Raw genomic sequence first — 18,503 nt, forward strand, 5'->3', positions numbered from 1 at the left:
CCGCAAAGACATTCGGATAGGGGTGTGGCTATTGAGAATTTTGGTCACAGGCGCTTCCGGTATGCTTGGCCGGGCATTAATTAACAAGTTACAGCAAACAGGCTTTGAATATATGGCTACAGATGTGAACGATGTATCCTCAGATGTGACTGAGCTGGATATAACAGACTTCACCCGTGTAATGTCTGCTGTAAAAGATTATAGACCCGATGTGGTTATAAATGCTGCAGCTTTTACTGATGTTGACGGCTGTGAGGCAGACCGCGATACTGCATTCAGGGTTAATGCATTGGGGCCGAGGAACCTGGCGGTTGCCTGCGAAGATGTTGGCGCAGCCCTGGTACAAATAAGTACAGATTATGTATTTTCCGGCCAGTCCAATACTCCTTATAACGAATACTCCCCGACCGGACCGTTAAATGTTTATGGTTGGTCCAAACTGGCCGGTGAAATGAATGTCTGCCACCATACCAAAAGGTTTTATATAGTGCGCACCGCCTGGCTTTTTGGCAGGTGGGGCAAAAACTTCGTCAGTACCATACTGAGACTGGCCAAAGAGCAGCGACTATTAAGCGTTGTTGACGATCAAGTGGGTTCACCAACCTATGCGGCTGATTTGGCAAAAGCTATTGTTCAATTGATAAAAGAACCTTCATACGGTATTTACCATATTACCAACAGCGGGACATGTTCCTGGTACCGTTTTGCTCAGGTGATTTTGGAAGAAGCAGGAATTGATAACGTGGAATTGCGCCCGGTTTCCACCAGAGAAAGTAACCGCCTGGCACTTAGACCCGCAAATTCTGTTCTGGAGAATCACAATTGGGTATTGCACGGTAATGAGCCTTTAAGGCATTATAGAGAGGCTTTGCAAGAATATATCAAGGAGGAGTCAAAATGAAAGGTGTTATCCTTGCCGGTGGGACGGGCTCGAGGCTTTTTCCGCTGACAAAGGTTACCAATAAGCACCTGCTGCCTGTAGGGCGGTATCCCATGATTTACCACCCCATTTTTAAACTTAAAAATGCCGGTATCAGGGAGGTCCTGGTTGTTACCGGTAAGGAACACATGGGCGATGTTGTTAACCTGTTAGGCAGCGGCCGTGACTTTGAAATGGAGTTTACCTATCGAGTGCAGGACCAGGCCGGCGGCATTGCCCAGGCTTTGGGATTGGCGGAACAGTTTGTAGGCAGGGAAAACTGTGTGGTCATTCTGGGCGACAATATTTTTCAGGATGAAATTAAAAGGTATGTTGCCGATTTCGCCGTCCAGGGGGGAGGGGCCAAAATACTGATTAAGGAAGTACCCGATCCTCAACGTTACGGAGTGGCTGAGTTAAAGGACGGTAAGATTGTGTCTATTGAAGAAAAGCCCCAAAAGCCCAAGAGCAATTATTGCGTTACCGGCATATACATGTACGATTGCCAGGTGTTTAATATCATTAAAACACTAAGACCTTCCGGCCGTGGTGAATTGGAAATTACAGATGTTAATAACGCTTATATAGCTCAAAATAAGCTTACTTATGGCATTTTAGACGGTTGGTGGACTGATGCCGGTACTTTTGAATCACTGTTAAAGGCCAATGAACTTGCCAACGGGTTGGACCTTAAAAAGGCTGAAAAAAATAACAAATTTGAAGAAATGGCAGGGTAGGGGGTTTTTGGTTTGGATTTGATAGATGGTGTAAAGATAAAAAGGCTCCGGGTAATTCCCGACGAACGGGGCCGGCTGATGGAGATGCTGCGCTGTGATGACGACTTGTTTATTAAGTTTGGACAGGCATACATAACGACAGCTTATCCCGGAGTTGTCAAGGGGTGGCACTATCATAAGAAACAGACTGACAACTTTGTTGTTGTCAAAGGGATGATGAAGGTAGTACTCTACGACAGCCGGGAAGATTCGCCGACAAAAGGGGTAATCAACGAGTTTTTTATGGGCGAGCATAACCCTATCCTGCTACAGATCCCGCCTTATGTTTTTCACGGGTTTAAATGTATCAGTGAAACTGAGGCCATGGTGGTGAATTTCCCCACTGAGCCATATAACTATGATGACCCCGATGAATTCCGGGTACATCCTCACGATAACGACATCCCCTATGACTGGGCCAGGAAGGACGGGTAGGGGATGAATGGCAAAACTGTCCTGGGCAGCCGGTGCTGGTTTGTCGGTTCAAACTTTATTAATTACATGTTTAGGAAATATACGGATGTTAAAATTATCAACTTTGATTTACTCACTTATGATTTATTTAGGAGTTTTAATTTTGAGAATTAAAATAGGTTTAAAATCATTGATAAAGTACGCATTAAGTTATGATGACACGAGAGGAGAGGCTAGTCTCCGTATACGGTTTGTTCATGGAACTTTATGGAGTCTTATTGGTACTGTTACTTCTCGTGTTCTCTCTGCAGTTGCAGGAATTTTAACTGCGAGAATACTTGGTAAGAGTGGGTTCGGTGAATTAGGAATAATTAATAGCACTGTAGGTATGTTTTCTACCTTTGCTGGGCTAGGTTTGGGTCTAACCTGTACAAAGTTTATTGCGGAACTACGTTTGACAAACCCAACCAGGGTTGGACGTATAATGGGTTTGACAATGCTTATGAGCTTATTTTCTGGTAGCCTGATGGCGTTAATCTTATTTGTTGGTGCTCCATGGCTTTCGGCTTCAATTTTAAATGCCCCAAATCTAGCCCCAGAACTGCGTATTGCCTCCTTGCTTTTAATATCTGGAACCATTTCAGGGGTGCAGACTAGTTCCTTGGCTGGCTTTGAAGCTTTTAAATATACTGCCCGCATTGGAATTATTCAGGGTTTAATCTCCTTTCCATTAATGATAAGCGGGGTATATTTTCTTGGGTTACGGGGAGCAGTACTAGCGCTTATTTTAAATAGCATTACAGTCCTAATTTTAAACAAAATAGCATTGAACAAGTTCACACATCAATTTGATATTCAGCCTATATACAAGGGTGTATTATCTGAATCCAGTGTGTTATGGAAGTTTTCTATTCCTGCAATGCTTTCGAGTTTTACGGTTATTCCGGTTATGTGGTTAGTAAATACCCTGCTTGTAAACACGGAACATGGTTACGCCCAGTTGGGACTTTTTAATGCTGCAAATCAATGGCGTAATTTATTGGAATTTCTCCCCGGAGTTATTGGGGCAGTTCTTCTTCCAATGATTTCTGCTAAACCTAACAATAAAAATCTAAAGCTGGAAACTGCCAACTTTCTAGCCAGTTGGGTTTTAGTTACAGTTATGGCATTACCATTAATTGCATTTCCAGAGGCTATAGGATTTCTTTACGGAAAAGATTATAATTCAGTACAATATTACCAATCATTGGCGCTTTTACTGTTTGTTAGTTGTATAGTTTCATATGTTGATGGCATTTCACGAAAACTTGTAGCGAAAAATCTTATGTGGCTAGGGTTTTCCTATAATTTTTTTTGGGCCTTATTGATTATTGGAGCAGTAACGGTTTTAAAAAGGGCAGGTGCTCCAGGTATAGCAGCTTCATATGTTATCGCATATGTCATTGCTACAGTATTGTTTGTACCTTTGTATTTACATAAGCGGGTTATGCCAAGAGGTCTGCTTTTGTCAAAAGAGGTTTTGGTAATTTGGATTGTACTAAGCATAGAGACAATTCTTACTGTTTTAAGAGTTTCTTTGAACCTGAGATTTATATTCTTTTTTGTTTTTTCTGTAACAATGATTTTTTGCTTTTGTTCAATTTGGCGTAAAACAAGTTCAGACTTAACTTCCTTTGAAATTTAAGGTGGTATTTTTGGTCTCAAAACAATGTATATCGAGCAAGAGTATCGTATTCATTGGAAAGGGGTTAGAATTTGAACAAACAACTTATTGAATGGATAAAAATTACAAAAGATTTAAAAATTGAAGATGTTATAAATTTATATAAAAATCCTCACGAATTTCAAGTCGATCTTAAAAATATTATTAATGAGTACTCAGAAATATATAGGGACATCATAGAAGTGGGTTGCGATACGGGCGTTACAAGTTTAATTTTAAGTGATAAATTTAATAAAACTTTGTTAGATATAAATCCTTATGCAATTGAGCTTTCCAAATCAGTTGCAGATAAGCTTAATAAAAAAGTTACTTTTGTTGTCGCAGATATGTTTAATATGCCTTTTGAAGATAAGTCATTCGATATAGTTTTTAATTCTGGAGTGATAGAACATTTCGATGCTGATCAAAGAACAATGTTATTAGCAGAATATTCTAGAATACTCAGAGATAATGGGTTAATTATTATTGGTTTTCCAAACCATTACAGCTTACCATACCGTTTAGCTTATGTTTTACATAAAAAAGTACTATTGGGATATAATTGGCCTTCTCCAAATGAATTTAAAATCTTCGACATGAAAAATGAAATTGTAAAAAATAATCTTATCCTTGAAAAAAGAGTTATAGTTTCCAAAAATTATTTGTTTGGTTTATGGAATAAATTTAAACCTGTAAAATACATATTTAAAATTTTAGACAAGTTTATTAATTTTCAAAGTTATTTAACAGTGTTAGTAATAAGAAAGAATAAAGAAAAAATTTAGTCTGATTTTATTTGTAAATTTAACGGTAAGAGGAGATTCTATGTTAAAAGTCCTTTTCCAAAATAGGCCCGATGCTTTTGATATCTTGGGCGGCGATACAATCCAGATGATGAAAACACGAGAACAACTTATAAAATTAGGCATAGAAGTTAATGTCTGTTTAGACGATGAACCGGATGTTAGTCAATATGATTTGATTCATATTTTTAATATACAGACTGCGGAGTATGGACTTAAACAGTTAAGAAATGCAAAGAGATACGGGAAACCAGTTGTTGTATCCACAATATACTGGGACCTTCGCTATGTAAATCAAAGAGAAGACGTGGTTAGATTTCATAGGTCGAGGTTAATTAGGGCTTTAGCCAACAAAAACTGGGAAATATCTTATAGGCTTCTTCAAATTAAGAGATTATTAACTGTTTATAATGTTTTTAGGGATTACAGATTAAGAAAAAAAAATAAGAAGAAGGCTTATGAAATGCTAAAAGAATCTGATTTGTTATTACCGAATTCTTACGCAGAAACCGAAATTATGGCATTTCAATTTGATGCCCCATGGATTAGGTCAAAAGCAATTGTAGTTCCAAATGGTATAGAGGTTCGAGAGTATGAGAGTATCAACAAGGCCGATGTAGAAAATCTTGTTGCCCAACTACCCGAGAAATATGTATTAGAGGTAGGTAGATTTGAACCATTTAAGGGGCAGTGGCGACTTATCAAGGCTCTAATGGATACTCCGGAAATTCCGCTTGTATTTATTGGATACGCCGGGAATAAAATCTACTGGCAGGAGTGTAAAAACCTAGGTGAAAAGAGGGGCAATACTTGGTTTATTGAGGCAGTTCCGCATGATAAAATTGATCTTTTTTACAGAAAGGCAAAAGTACATGTCTTGCCCAGCCTTAGAGAAAGCCCGGGTCTTGTTACACTTGAAGCTGCCGTTAACGGCGCCAATTGTGTTGTTAGTATTCACGGGCCTGTTATGGAATATTTCGGCTGTGATGTCTGGTACTGTGACCCCTTGGATATTGGTTCAATTAAAAAAGCAGTATTGCAAGCGTGGGATTCACCTTGCACCACGAACCTAAAACAAAAAGTTGTAGAAAATTTTACTTGGATTAAAGCTGCAAAAAAAACGATTGAGGCTTATAAGCATGTCTTATCTGATAGCCGAAAGGTAAGTACTTATGAATAAAGTCTACATCATCGTCCTGAACTGGAATGGCTGGCAGGACACAGTTGAATGTGTTGAATCTTGCCAAAAGCTCACCTATCCCAATTTTCGTATTCTGATTGTAGATAATGGGTCTTCCGATGGCTCCGAAGCCATACTGCGCAACCGCTTTCCCGATATTGAATTTATTCAGACCGGTGCCAATCTGGGTTATGCCGGTGGCAACAATATAGGCATTAGATATGCCCTTGCCCATGGAGCTGATTATATTTGGCTGTTAAATAACGATACCACCGTTACGCCTGATGCATTAACGGCATTGGTTGATGTTGCGGAAAAAAACCCTCAAGTGGGAATTGGCGGTTCTAAGATTTATTTTTACAACAAACCAAAAACCCTTTGGTTTGCGGGTGGCCACATAGATTTTCACAGCGGAGAGACTTTGCACATGGGGATGGGGGATCTAGATACCGGGCAGTTTGACTACCGGAGAGAGGTTGATTATATTACAGGATGCAGTCTATTGGCCAGGCGAAATCTTATAGAAACAATAGGCCTGATGGACGAAGAATATTTTCTGTACTTTGAAGAGACGGCCTGGTGTGTAAAAGCTTCTTTGGCTGGTTACAAGGTAGTCTTTGTACCGGAGTCAGTTATTTACCATAAGGAGTCTGGTTCTACAGGAGCGCGTTCCCCATTATTTTATTATTACATGACCAGAAACCGGTTGTATTTCTTAAAGAACTTTGGCAGGAAGGTAAAATGGTTAAAAAGGTTTTACAGTGACTTCCGAGGTATAGCACAGTTTATAAAAAATGATCCCTGTTGGGGACAAAAGACGCGGGCAATTACTCAGGGTTACCTGGATTTCTTCCGGGGTAGAATGGGGCAGAGGAAGTGAGACAGTGAATATATTAATACTTAGCCCTGAACCGCCGTATCCTCCTGTGAGCGGAGGAAGGTTACGGGTATTCAATGTTATGAAAGAACTGGCCAGGAATAACAATGTTTTTTTAATAACTTTTGTTGATAAAGAAGAAGAACTTAAATATAGACCGGAACTTTTAGATTACTGTAAAGACGTGGCTTTGTTGAGCCGAAATCATACCGTTTTTACAAAAATTAACAGCCGACTCCAGGCGTTGTTAAACAAAAAAAAGACAATTATGCTGTCGAGATTTTATTCGCCGGTTTTTCAGCAAAAGATTAACGAGTTTATGGCTAAATATGATATAGATATTGTGCAGTTAGAACATTCATATATAGATGTTTATGAAATACCGGTCTATACCGGAAGGAAACCAGCGAAGGTCCTTGTTCAACATAACCTGGAATACAAGCTTATCGAACAACAGGCCGGGGCCAGGTGGCCGGGGACCTCTTTGCGCAGGAAAATAGAAGGGTATATAGACCTTGACAGGTTTAAGGAATTTGAAATAAATGCTATGAAAAGAGCCGGTCTTTGTGTAATGATGTCTAATGATGATAGAAATCAGCTAGCCGAAGTTGTACCTGAGGTATTGAGCAAGACTATTGTTGTGCCAAACGGGGTTGATGTGGAATATTTTCAGTATTATTCGGGACCAAGGGATGAATGCACTCTTGTCTTTTCAGGGTTTATGGGGCACTTTCCCAACGAGGACGGGATATTGTGGTTTTTTCATAAGGTTTTTCCTTATATTAAAAAGCAGTATCCCCGAATAAAGGTATTTGTGGTTGGGCGTGGTCCCAGTAAAAGGATCAGGAATCTGGAAAATAAATATAGTCAGGTAACCGTTACCGGTTTTGTTGATGATGTAAGGGAATATCTAAATAGGGGGACTGTATTTATATGCCCTCTGCGGATGGGAAGCGGGACAAGGCTAAAAATTCTCGAAGCCATGTCGGCCGGCATACCGGTGGTTACGACTTCCATAGGGTGCGAGGGTCTCCAAGTTGAAGATGGACAACACCTTTTAATCGCTGACAGTGAAGAAGGATTTGCTACCAAAGTTAACCAACTTTTAGAAGACGGTTCATTCCGAACGAAGCTATCTAAAACTGCAAGAAGTCTGGTAGAGGATAGATACAGTTGGCCAAGCATTGTGGCAGAATATGAAAAGGAACTGCAACAACTTGTCAAGGGTTAAGAAGAGGATTCTTACTCCCTTTGGAGGAAATATGTCTGCGAATATCTTTATCAACGCTCGTTTTCTCACCCAACCTGTTACCGGTGTCCAGCGTTATGCCCGGGAAGTGGTTAAGGCGCTGGACCACCTTATTGAACATGGTGAAATAGATAAGTCAAAATACAGGTTTACACTACTTTCGCCGAGGCGGGAAACCAAGGCCCCGTTGGAACTTAAACATATTCCTTTGCAACAGGTGGGATTTTTATCGGGACATGCCTGGGAACAGTTGGAGTTACCCTTGTATTCCAGGGGAGGACTCCTTATTAACTTATGTAATACCGGGCCTTTGTTAAAAGACAGCCAGGTAGTTACAATTCACGATGCCGGCGTTTTTGCCTTCCCGGAGGCTTATTCTTTTGCTTTTCGTGTCTGGTACAGGATACTTTTCAAGGAACTGGGTAAAAGGGCAAGGAAAATAATTACCGTATCCTCTTTTTCAAAAAATGAGCTTATCAGGTTTTGCGGCATTGATCCCGAGAAAATAGAAGTTATTTACGAAGGTAAGGAGCAAGTTTTTTCCGTTGCGCCCGATTATTCCATTCTGGAGAAATTTGACGCGGAAAAGCCCTTCATACTGGCTGTCAGCAGCTTGAGCCCTCATAAAAACTTTCAGGCTGTGGTAAGAGCTATAGAATTACTTGGTCATACCGGTTTTCAGTTTGTTATTGCCGGGGGAGTCAATCCAAAGGTCTTTAAAAGTTCGGCTGAACCGCTGCCCGGTGGTGTGATACATCTGGGATATGTTTCCGATGGGCAGCTCTGGGCCCTTTATGAAAAAGCGGCGTGTTTTGTTTATCCTTCCTTTTACGAAGGGTTTGGGTTGCCGCCTCTGGAAGCGATGGCCTGTGGGTGCCCCGTTATAGTGTCTGAAGTAGCTTCCTTACCCGAGATTTGCGGTGATGCGGCTTTATATTGCAATCCGCACAGCGCTTCCGATATAGCTGATAAAGTTAAGCAGGTCATGAATAATGCTGGTTTGCGGCAGAGGTTACGTCAAAAGGGGCTTGAACGAGTTAAGATGTTTACATGGCTGGAGTGCGCCCGGAAAACTTTTGAGTTGATCAAGACTGTTCTGAATCCATATTGACTGGTTAAGGTGAAATTATGGAGTATTTCTTTTATTTAATTATATTTCTTATACCCTACCTGGCAGTTTCGCCATGGCAAAAAGTTATGAGGATCCCTGCCGGGTTGATCTACGTGGGGCTGGTATTGGTTTTTGTTTTAATGTTATTACTGGAACGTCCTGAACGCCTCAGATGGAAAAACATCTCCCGTGTCCAACTCGTAGTTCCTCTTCTTATTTTTTTCGCTGTAAATTTATTTTCAATTTTGCGGATTATTATATCAAAGGGAATGGCGGCTTTAAATGCCAATAACCTTAAAGAAATGGGCTTTTTAGGGTTTGCCGTACTTTTTTACTGGGCGGTAACAGTTTTTGTCGACAATGAAGAAAGGTTCATGAAATCTCTTAAAACCTTTGTTATCTGTTCGTCGATAGCTAGTATATATGGAATAACCAGGCTTATATTGTTTATGGTCGGTTCCGATTATGGGCTGGCCCAGGGGTGGACAGTTCCCCGGTTGCTTGCCACGGCAGGCGAGTCGCAGGTATTTGGCGGTTTTGTCATTTCCGTTTTACCTCTGATGATAGCAGATGTATTGTTTAAAAATAACATTTTTGAGGGACCGTGGAATCATTTTCATATGGGGATTTTGCTGCTGGCTTTAATTATGACCTTTTCGGCGGGCGCCTGGGCTGGTTTAGTCGTGGCGGTGATATTTCTGGTTCTGTGGTTCAGGTATTACAGCCCAAAATCTATCGTATCGTCTGCTTTGGTTGTTTTGGTCGTAACTATGGGTGTTTTCCTCATAGATAGAACAATATATCCCAATTACCTGGAAGGCTTCAATTCAATTGTCTTTAAAATTACTGGGCACGCTCCTGCACCGGAAAAGTTTGCTAATAAAAATGCCTTTGAGGTTTTGAAACAGGAAATGCCTCAGAGTACGGCTTCGAGAGATCAACAATATGTCGAAAGCGTGTTTTCCAAAGTTGAACGAAGCTGGTTCCGGGCAGCTCTTTGGAATATGTTCAAGAGTTCGCCGATTTTGGGTATCGGGGCGGGTAACTTTGAGGCTCTGTACAATAAGTACCGGCCGCCCGGCGTCCCTGCACCACCCTATGTCCCGAAACCGCATAATCAATACATGGAAATACTGGCTGAAACAGGAATAATTGGGATGCTGGCCTTTATCGGTATAATACTGAATTTGTTTTGGTATATATTTCAGTGCTGGCCCCGCCTGGAGCCAAACAAAAGGAGGATTCTTGTCGGGCTGGTAGCTTGTTTGTTGGCGGTAGGCGTACATGGTTATGCCTTCGGCATCCTTGTCCACTTACAAGTGTGGTTGTTACTGGCATTAACCATGTCTCTTCTAAAGCTTGATCCCACAACCAGAACATTATCTGCTATAAGGGGAGGTTTATATTGAAAACAGCCATTATCACTGACTGGCTTACGCAGATGGGCGGCGCGGAACGGGTTGTTTTGGCCATGAAAGAGCTTTTTCCCGAGGCGCCGATTTATACCACGGTATACAACCCTGACACCGTGGACAAAGTATTTCATTCCATGGATATCCGGCCTTCTTTCATTCAAAAGCTGCCCGGGGCCAAAAAAAGCTACCAGAAATACCTGCCCCTTATGCCCACGGCGGTGGAACAATTTGATTTACGCGAGTTTGACCTGGTGATCAGCAGCAGTTCCTCAGTAGCTAAAGGAGTAATTACCAGGGCTGATACGGTGCACATATGCTACTGTCATACACCCATGCGGTATGCCTGGGATTTTTACCATGAATACCTGAACGGTCCCGATGTGGGGAAAATAAAACGCAAATTGATTCCCTGGCTGATGAACTATATCCGCATGTGGGACAGGCTGACGGCAGACAGAGTGGACTATTTTATCGCCAATTCTCAAAATGTGGCCAAAAGAATCAGGAAGCATTATCACCGTGATGCAGAAGTGATTTATCCGCCGGTAGAAACTTCCTTTTTTGCCCCTGTTCCTGAAGTCGAAGACTTCTTTTTGGTCGTATCCCGTCTAGTGCCGTACAAACGGGTTGATTTGGCCATTCAGGCCTGCAACCGTTTAAAGCTGCCCCTGCGGGTTATAGGAACCGGGCCTGAGTTTGACCGGCTGAAAGCTTTGGCCGGGCCGACGGTACAGATGATGGGCCGTCTTTCGCAGGAAGATATCAAATGGCATTATGCCCGCTGTAGGGCTTTCCTGTTCCCGGGCGAGGAGGATTTTGGTATAACTCCCGTTGAGGCCCAGGCCAGCGGCCGGCCGGTTATAGCTTACGGGCGGGGCGGGGCGTTGGAGACCGTGGTAGAGGGAAAGACCGGGTTGTTTTTTGCCGAGCAATCGGAAGCTTCACTTGTAGAAGCCCTAAAACGTTTTGACAATATGGATTTTGACCCGCAGACTATCCGGTCCCACGCAGGAACTTTTGACTCAGTGATATTCAAGGAAAGGCTAAGCTTATTCATTAAAGAAAAAGTAGAACAATTTTTTGACAGATGATGGGGGACCAAAAACAAATGGCGGTATTTAAAAGAGTATTTCTTTGCTACTTACTTCATTATCTGGTTATAATTCCGGCAGCTTTGATAACTTACTTCTGGCTGCCCGACTTTCCGGGGCCAACCGCCACGATGGAGGTAACTTCCTCCTGGTTTTTAAACCTCTGGACCCGTTATGATTCCGGATGGTACTACGATATAATAAAGTCTGGATATACCGCAAAAAGCGTTGCTTTTTTCCCTCTTTACCCTTTTACTGTAAAACTTTTCAGTCGGTTACTGGATGTGCACCCCGTGGCTGTCGGTTTAATTATTTCCAATCTGGCATTTTTTGGTCTCCTGTGGTTTCTGTATAAGCTGGTCCAACGTGAATTCGGGACTGGTGCGGCACAGAAGGCCACTCTATATTATGCGTTATTTCCTACAGGAATTTTCTTTTCTGCCATGTATACTGAATCGATGTTTATGTTTTTTGTACTGGGAGCTTTCTATTTTGCCGGGGAACGAAAATGGACGGCTGCCGGACTGATGGGCGGCCTGGCGGCGCTGACCCGGAATCTTGGTGTTTATTTGTTCATTTCATTAGGTTATCTGTATTTAAAACAGGCGGATTTCCGGCTGCGCAATTTTAAACTGAACTCTTTTGCATTGGGGTTAATACCTTTGGGGTTAGCCGTCTATATGTTGTACCTCCATGTTCACTTTAATGATGCCTTTGCTTTTGTTCATGCGCAAAAGTACTGGAACCGGGAGTTGGTGTTTCCCCTGGCGGCGTTAGTTAATTCAGGGATAAAAGAAAGTGGACCTTCCTTTGTATTTTTAAGCCTGCTGCTGGTTGCTGTTTTCAGGTTGCCGCCACATTACTGGATTTATTATGCGTTTATGTTGTTAATTCCCATGAGTATGGGGGTGAAATGGGAAGGAGAGATAAGGCTTTTTGCCATGTTAAGGTATATTTTGCCCTGTTTTCCAGCTATGATTATACTGGCAAAGTGGGGTAGGTTTAAATTCCTTAATTATAGCATATTAACCTTGTTTATATGTGGACTGGTCTTTTTTACGGCCTTGTTTGTGAAAGGATTTTTTATTGCCTGACCTGTCTGTAAACAGGTTAAGTCAAGAGCTTTCGGGGGGGAGTTTGGTGCTCCGGAAAACAATTATCAGCTTACTCGTCAAGTTTTGCTATATTGTTATTGATTTGACGTTTATTGCAGCAATTTATTTTGGGTTGTATCTTTACCGTATTTCCCATGAATTCCGGCTGGTCTTTACGTGGCGGGAACTTTTCGATTACGGGTTTTGGAACAATTTAACATACTTCTCGGACTATGCCAGGTTTTACATCATTGTTACAGTTGCCGCTGTCTTTTTCCTGCATAGATACGGCTTATACAGGTCCGGCATAAACGTAAGCGGGCCGGATGAATTCTGGCAGGTGACAAAGGCGGTTATCTATTCTATTTTCACGGTAGCGGCTTTATCCTACCTTTTTAAAAGTCAGGTTTTTTCCCGCTTCGTTTTCTTTGCCTTTACTATTCTGGCAACCTTAACATTATGGTTCTGGCGGTTAATCAGGCGGCAAATTATTTTAAACCTGCTGCAACGTGGTTATTTCCAAAAAAACCTGATTATCGTAGGCGCCGGCCGGGTGGGGCAGCGGGTTGCCGGTGAACTGGCCCACCGTCCCCAGTTAGGGTTTAACGTGATTGGTTTCGCTGACGATGATGCCACCAAGGAACAGCAGGACTTTGCCGGTTTAAAAGTTTTATGCCGCAGCCACAACTTGGCGGAAACCGTGGCAAAATACCATATTGATGAAATCCTGATTACCATACCGTCGGAAAGAGAACTTATCCGGCAAATTATTACCCAGTGCCGGAGACAGGATGTCCAGATAAGGATAGTACCGGAAATGTTTAACCTTATGACTTCTTCAGTGGAGGTCGGACAGTTGGGGCCGGTACCTTACATGCGTATTGTCAAAACGCCCATGCAGGGGATGCCCCTTGTTTTCAAAAGGTTGTTTGACGTCATTGTATCACTGACCGGAATTGTCGTCCTGTCTCCTTTAATGTTGGCTACTGCTCTGGCCATCAAACTGGATTCGCCGGGGCCGGTGCTGTTCAGGCAGAAACGGGTCGGGAAAAACGGACAACTGTTTGATTTCTACAAATTTCGTTCCATGGTGCCCAATGCCGAGGAACTGCTGGCAGAATTAGCGGCAGCCAATGAAGCCGACGGGCCTGTATTTAAAATAAAAGAAGACCCCCGGATTACCAGGGTAGGCAAATTTATCAGGAAATACAGTATCGATGAATTGCCCCAGTTATTTAATGTGCTGAAAGGAGATATGAGCCTGGTGGGCCCCCGTCCCCCCTTGCCCAACGAGGTGGACCAATATGGCGATTTTGAGTGGCGCAGGCTGGAGGTAATTCCCGGCATCACGGGGTTATGGCAGGTCAGCGGCCGTAGCGATTTATCCTTCCATAAGTGGATGGAACTGGATATCTATTACATAGAAAATTGGAGCTTTTGGCTGGACCTGAAAATATTGCTGCAGACTGTTCCTGTTGTGCTCACAGGCAAAGGGGCTTACTAGCATCTCTGGTTTTAGTATTTTTTTTATAATTTACAAATACACAGAACAGTGATATCCTTAAACAATGATGGGATTTTGTCGAAGCATTTGGGGGTAATAATATGAATCTGCAGCCCAAAGAGGCCCAATTGCAGACACAACCCGTGGTATCGCAAAAGTCCGGTTTATATTTGTTGCTGAAGACCATGCGGCCCAAACAGTGGACGAAAAACCTGATTATTTTTGCCGGCATAATTTTTGCCCGGAAAATTTTCACTGATGGGTACCTGCTGAAAACCCTTTATGCATTTTTGGACTTTTGTATACTATCGGGCAGTGTTTATATAATAAACGATCTGGTAGACATCGAGAAAGACAAAGCGCATCCCAAAAAGAGGAACCGCCCGTTAGCCTCGGGACAGCTTAGTGTCCCTTTAGCCACGGTTTTTGTTATACTTTCAACGGTTCTTTCTTTGGGTAGCGCCTTTTTCCTGAATATAAATTTCGGTTTTGTGGCCCTGGCTTACTTCCTGCTCACTTTAAGTTACAGTTTTAAACTAAAAAATGTTGTTATAATTGACGTTATTGTTATTGCCTTAGGTTTTATACTCAGGGCGGTAGCGGGCGCGGTCGTTATAGCTGCTGATATTTCTCCATGGCTCCTGGTGTGCACTTTTCTGCTGGCCCTGTTTTTGGCTTTAACCAAGCGGCGGCATGAGCTGCTTCTTTTGGATGATAAGGCCCGGTCCCACCGGAAGATTTTGGACGAGTACCAGCCGGAAATGCTGGACCAGATGATTTCGGTGGTAACATCATCTACGGTAATGGCCTATTCCCTGTATACCTTTACTTCAGGGCATTCCATTTATTTGATGACCACGATTCCCTTTGTTGTTTACGGCATCTTCCGGTATCAATACCTTGTGCACCAGAAAGACATGGGCGGCAGCCCCGAGGTTGCCCTGCTTAAGGACAAGCCTTTGTTGATTAATGTTTTGCTGTGGGTTGTAACATCGGCCCTGATTCTTTACCTGACTTAATACTATATGTAATAGTAAAACATGTTTTCCCCGTGTTCTCCGTGTCCTCTGTGGTGATATTTTTGAACCATTGTGGTTAATTAGAAAGGGATGAAAGTTGGTTATATCAAGAGCAATTAAACTGCTGGCTCTGTTAAAAGGGCTTGTTAAAAAAGATTTTGGCAGTGTTTCCGTAATCATGGGGGAAATGCACGGACTGCCCCAAAAGCTGGGTCAGCATTTCACCCTTTACCGGGGAAGCGGCTTGGACCGGTATTTTGCGTCCCTTTGCACCGAGAGCAAAACCGAAAAAATCCCGGTAGCAGAAGCCCTCAATAAATTAGGCCTTGATTATGCTGAGATTGCAGTTTATGCCCAGGCCTCTATCGGGCAGGTTTACAGAGTGAAAAACGATGCCGGGGATATGGCTCTTAAAGTTAAATATCCTGCCGTGGAAAAAAGAATCAAAAGCGATTTGTGGCTGTTGAAAGGGATTATTTGGCCTACTCGTTTTTTGCCTTTGCAGAACAGCGGTCTTTTACCGATGCTGGAAAACCTCAGAACCATGCTGCTGAATGAATGTGATTACATGGCTGAAGCAGAGAAGCAGCAGCGTTTTTGCCGGGTTTTCCGGGACCATGAGGCTGTTTCTGTTCCGGAAATTATAGCTTACAATGACGAGGCTATTGCTTCCCGGTGGGTGGAAGGAAACGACCTGCGACATTATCCAGGAACCGATAAATGGTTTGTTGAAAATTATACCGCTTTTATTTTATATTCTCTGAAGGCATTGGGGATGGTTCATGCTGACCCGCACCCGGGGAACTTTATTATTAACGGCAGCGCAGCCGACCGGAAGTTGACGGTTTTGGATTTCGGGTCAGTTGTGGAGTTTACTCCGGTGGAATCAGTAGCGGTTAGCAGGCTGTTAACCGGGGGATACGCAAGCGAGGCTGAACTCATTAAGGACCTTCAATTGTTAGGGGTTAGCGAAGAAAGCCTGGCCACCTACCGGCCGATTATCGGAGATTTGGTATCGGTTCTGCTGGAACCGTTTTATTGTTCCGGTGCCTACGATTTTGGCGACTGGCGCATGCAGTATAAAATAAATACATTGTTGGCTTCCAGGGCATGGGAGAAGCCGCTGCAGATTCCTGTGAAGCTTCTCCTATTGTTCCGGGTGCTGCAAGGGCTTTACTATTATGCCGGAAAATCGGCCATAAAATTTAATTGGCACGAAGCGGCGAAAACTTATTTGGGGTGAGAAAATGAGCACTGTTTATGTATTTAAAACCAGGCCGGAAACTGTTGTGGATGATTACATTAAGCTGTTGAAAACCGCCCAGGTGAACAGGCATTTGGATCCCAATACCACAACTATATTAAAGGACAACATTTCCTGGCATTTTCCCTACCTTAGCGCCAATACTACCCCATGGCAGTTGGAAGGTACTATCCTGGGGCTGAAGGAACTGGGTTTTCGCGATATAACCTGTGTCCAGAACAAGACCGTTGTCACTAACGCTTTCAAAGGAGAAAAGCTCAACAAATACGTGCCTATATTCAAAAAATATAATATTCCCGTGCTTTACAATTTCCGGGATGAGGACATGAAGTGGGTTACTTATGAGCCTAAAGGCGATATTCTGGTATTGGACAAGATTTTCCCTGAAGGCATCAGGATCCCTGACTATTTCTTTGGTAAAAACGTGGTTCATCTGCCGACAATGAAGTGCCATATCTATACCACGACTACCGGGGCCATGAAAAATGCCTTTGGCGGGCTCTTAAATACCAAGCGGCATTATACCCACAGTGTAATTCACGAAACACTGGTGGACCTGCTGACTATCCAAAAGGAAATCCATCCCGGCGTGTTTGCTGTTATGGACGGTACCGTATGCGGCAACGGCCCGGGGCCGCGTACCATGGAGCCCATCGAAAAAGATTACATCCTGGCCAGTGCTGACCAGGTAGCCATTGATGCTATTGCGGCCAAAATGATGGGCTTTGACCCCCTTTCCCTTCCTTTCATCAGGCTTGCCCATGAGAAGGGGTTAGGGGTTGGTGATCCACGGCAGATCGAAATAGTCGGAGAGGATATTGAAAGGGTAAACTTTAACTTCAGTGTAGGCGATAACCTGGCTTCACGGGTGGGCGACCTTTTGTGGTTCGGGCCCTTAAAAGCCATGCAAAATCTCTTTTTCCGTACCCCGTTAGTAAACCTCTTTATCTTCGGTTCCTTTTTCTATCACGATTATTTCTGGTGGCCCACCAGGGGTAAGAAAAAGATGGAGTACGTAAGAAAAAACTACCGCTGGGGCCAACTTTTTGATAAATACAGTGAGTAAGATTCAAGGGAGGGGCGGCCTTGACCAAGCTAAACAAAAAATTTATCTGGGCTATCCTGTTAGGGGTCGCCACAACTCTGGCCATTTCGCTGATTTCTGACTACAGGGCCACGTTGGACGCTTTAAGCAGGTTTAAGGTCATTTATTTGCCTTTGATCTTGGGCCTTACATTTTTAAATTACGTCCTGCGCTTTGTCAAATGGCATTATTTTCTCAACATCATTAACGTAAAATTAAATATCCGGCAGAGCTTCACCATATTCCTGAGCGGATTGGCTATGTCTGTAACACCCGGCAAAGTTGGAGAATTACTGAAGTCTTTTTTGCTGAAAGAATTAAAAGGAGTGCCCATCAGCAAATCTGCCCCTATTATATTTGCCGAACGGCTTTCCGACGGTATAGGTTTAATTGTTTTGTCCCTGGCCGGCATGTGGTATTTCGAGTACGGTAAAAAAGTAGTGGGTCTGATAGCCCTGATGCTGCTGGCCATGGTAATTCTCTTGCAGTTTCCCGGCTTTACAAAAAGGCTTATTACGCTTGTATCCCGGGTGAAGTTCTTACAAAGGTTTGAACAGGTAATGCACAATCTTATAGACAGCGCCAATCAGCTCCTGAGGCCGCTGCCACTTCTTTTTATGGTAATAATCAGCGTGGTATCCTGGTCTTTTGAGTGTATAGCCTTTTACTTTGTCTTTACCGGTTTGAACTATGACGCTTCCCTGCTGGTTTCCACCTTTACCCTGGCTTTTTCGGGTATAGTCGGGGCTGTTTCCATGCTGCCGGGGGGGCTGGGGGCAACGGAAGGAAGTATTTTGGGGCTGCTGGTCCTGGTAGGTGTCCCCAGGAACGTAGCGGCCGTAGCCACCATTTTAATCAGGTTTTGCACCCTTTGGTTTGGCGTACTGGTTGGCCTAATTGCCCTGATGTCAAATAAGCGTATCCTCGGCTTTGCCAGGAAATTTGAAGCCGATTCTCCGGCAAGCGATGCGGTAGCAGGGGAATGATAAAGGCACTGCGCC

17 protein-coding genes are annotated in these 18,503 nt (G+C 43.1%); all 17 read left to right on the forward strand.

Annotation, left to right across the window (positions count from 1 at the left end; genetic code table 11):
* Positions 1–31 precede the first annotated feature (31 nt).
* The 17 genes from rfbD to Tfer_RS05760 all read left to right on the forward strand — a co-directional run bounded on the left by rfbD (position 32) and on the right by Tfer_RS05760 (position 18,488).
* Positions 32–901, forward strand: a complete 870-nt coding sequence (gene rfbD, locus Tfer_RS05680) for a dTDP-4-dehydrorhamnose reductase (RefSeq protein ID WP_052217263.1) — start codon at positions 32–34, stop codon at positions 899–901.
* The gene (locus tag Tfer_RS05685; RefSeq protein WP_052217264.1) at positions 898–1,656 is read left to right on the forward strand and encodes a sugar phosphate nucleotidyltransferase; all 759 of its coding nucleotides are present in this window, start codon (positions 898–900) and stop codon (positions 1,654–1,656) included. The genes rfbD and Tfer_RS05685 overlap by 4 nt, the downstream gene beginning before the upstream one ends.
* Positions 1,657–1,668: 12 nt before the next feature.
* Entirely contained in the window at positions 1,669–2,130 is a 462-nt protein-coding gene (locus Tfer_RS05690) for a dTDP-4-dehydrorhamnose 3,5-epimerase family protein (protein ID WP_200901011.1), read from the forward strand.
* Between the two features lie 7 nt (positions 2,131–2,137).
* Positions 2,138–3,793, forward strand: a complete 1,656-nt coding sequence (locus Tfer_RS05695) for an oligosaccharide flippase family protein (RefSeq protein WP_083436809.1) — start codon at positions 2,138–2,140, stop codon at positions 3,791–3,793.
* 71 nt (positions 3,794–3,864) lie between these two features.
* On the forward strand, positions 3,865–4,596 hold the full coding sequence (locus Tfer_RS05700; RefSeq protein WP_052217266.1) for a class I SAM-dependent methyltransferase: 732 nt from the start codon (positions 3,865–3,867) through the stop codon (positions 4,594–4,596).
* 40 nt (positions 4,597–4,636) lie between these two features.
* The gene (locus Tfer_RS05705) at positions 4,637–5,794 is read left to right on the forward strand and encodes a glycosyltransferase (protein WP_052217267.1); all 1,158 of its coding nucleotides are present in this window, start codon (positions 4,637–4,639) and stop codon (positions 5,792–5,794) included.
* Positions 5,787–6,674, forward strand: coding sequence for a glycosyltransferase family 2 protein (locus Tfer_RS05710; RefSeq protein ID WP_052217268.1), 888 nt, complete (start codon positions 5,787–5,789; stop codon positions 6,672–6,674). The genes Tfer_RS05705 and Tfer_RS05710 overlap by 8 nt, the downstream gene beginning before the upstream one ends.
* A gap of 4 nt (positions 6,675–6,678) precedes the next feature.
* Positions 6,679–7,902: a glycosyltransferase family 4 protein gene (locus Tfer_RS05715; protein ID WP_052217269.1), complete on the forward strand. Its 1,224-nt coding sequence runs from the start codon at positions 6,679–6,681 to the stop codon at positions 7,900–7,902.
* A gap of 31 nt (positions 7,903–7,933) precedes the next feature.
* The gene (locus Tfer_RS05720; protein ID WP_052217270.1) at positions 7,934–9,031 is read left to right on the forward strand and encodes a glycosyltransferase family 4 protein; all 1,098 of its coding nucleotides are present in this window, start codon (positions 7,934–7,936) and stop codon (positions 9,029–9,031) included.
* A gap of 17 nt (positions 9,032–9,048) precedes the next feature.
* The gene (locus Tfer_RS05725) at positions 9,049–10,440 is read left to right on the forward strand and encodes an O-antigen ligase family protein (RefSeq protein ID WP_052217271.1); all 1,392 of its coding nucleotides are present in this window, start codon (positions 9,049–9,051) and stop codon (positions 10,438–10,440) included.
* On the forward strand, positions 10,437–11,537 hold the full coding sequence (locus Tfer_RS05730) for a glycosyltransferase (protein ID WP_052217272.1): 1,101 nt from the start codon (positions 10,437–10,439) through the stop codon (positions 11,535–11,537). The genes Tfer_RS05725 and Tfer_RS05730 overlap by 4 nt, the downstream gene beginning before the upstream one ends.
* 17 nt (positions 11,538–11,554) lie before the next feature.
* Positions 11,555–12,631: a mannosyltransferase family protein gene (locus tag Tfer_RS05735; protein WP_052217273.1), complete on the forward strand. Its 1,077-nt coding sequence runs from the start codon at positions 11,555–11,557 to the stop codon at positions 12,629–12,631.
* A gap of 46 nt (positions 12,632–12,677) precedes the next feature.
* On the forward strand, positions 12,678–14,135 hold the full coding sequence (locus tag Tfer_RS05740) for an undecaprenyl-phosphate glucose phosphotransferase (protein WP_052217274.1): 1,458 nt from the start codon (positions 12,678–12,680) through the stop codon (positions 14,133–14,135).
* Between the two features lie 101 nt (positions 14,136–14,236).
* The gene (locus Tfer_RS05745; protein ID WP_052217275.1) at positions 14,237–15,154 is read left to right on the forward strand and encodes a decaprenyl-phosphate phosphoribosyltransferase; all 918 of its coding nucleotides are present in this window, start codon (positions 14,237–14,239) and stop codon (positions 15,152–15,154) included.
* A 97-nt stretch (positions 15,155–15,251) separates the two neighbouring features.
* Positions 15,252–16,397, forward strand: coding sequence for an AarF/UbiB family protein (locus Tfer_RS05750; RefSeq protein ID WP_052217276.1), 1,146 nt, complete (start codon positions 15,252–15,254; stop codon positions 16,395–16,397).
* Between the two features lie 4 nt (positions 16,398–16,401).
* Entirely contained in the window at positions 16,402–17,484 is a 1,083-nt protein-coding gene (locus tag Tfer_RS05755; RefSeq protein WP_013121659.1) for a DUF362 domain-containing protein, read from the forward strand.
* 20 nt (positions 17,485–17,504) lie between these two features.
* Positions 17,505–18,488, forward strand: a complete 984-nt coding sequence (locus Tfer_RS05760) for a lysylphosphatidylglycerol synthase transmembrane domain-containing protein (protein WP_013121658.1) — start codon at positions 17,505–17,507, stop codon at positions 18,486–18,488.
* The last annotated feature ends 15 nt before the right edge of the window (positions 18,489–18,503 follow it).

Source organism: Thermincola ferriacetica (assembly GCF_001263415.1).
Lineage (GTDB): Bacteria > Bacillota > Thermincolia > Thermincolales > Thermincolaceae > Thermincola > Thermincola ferriacetica.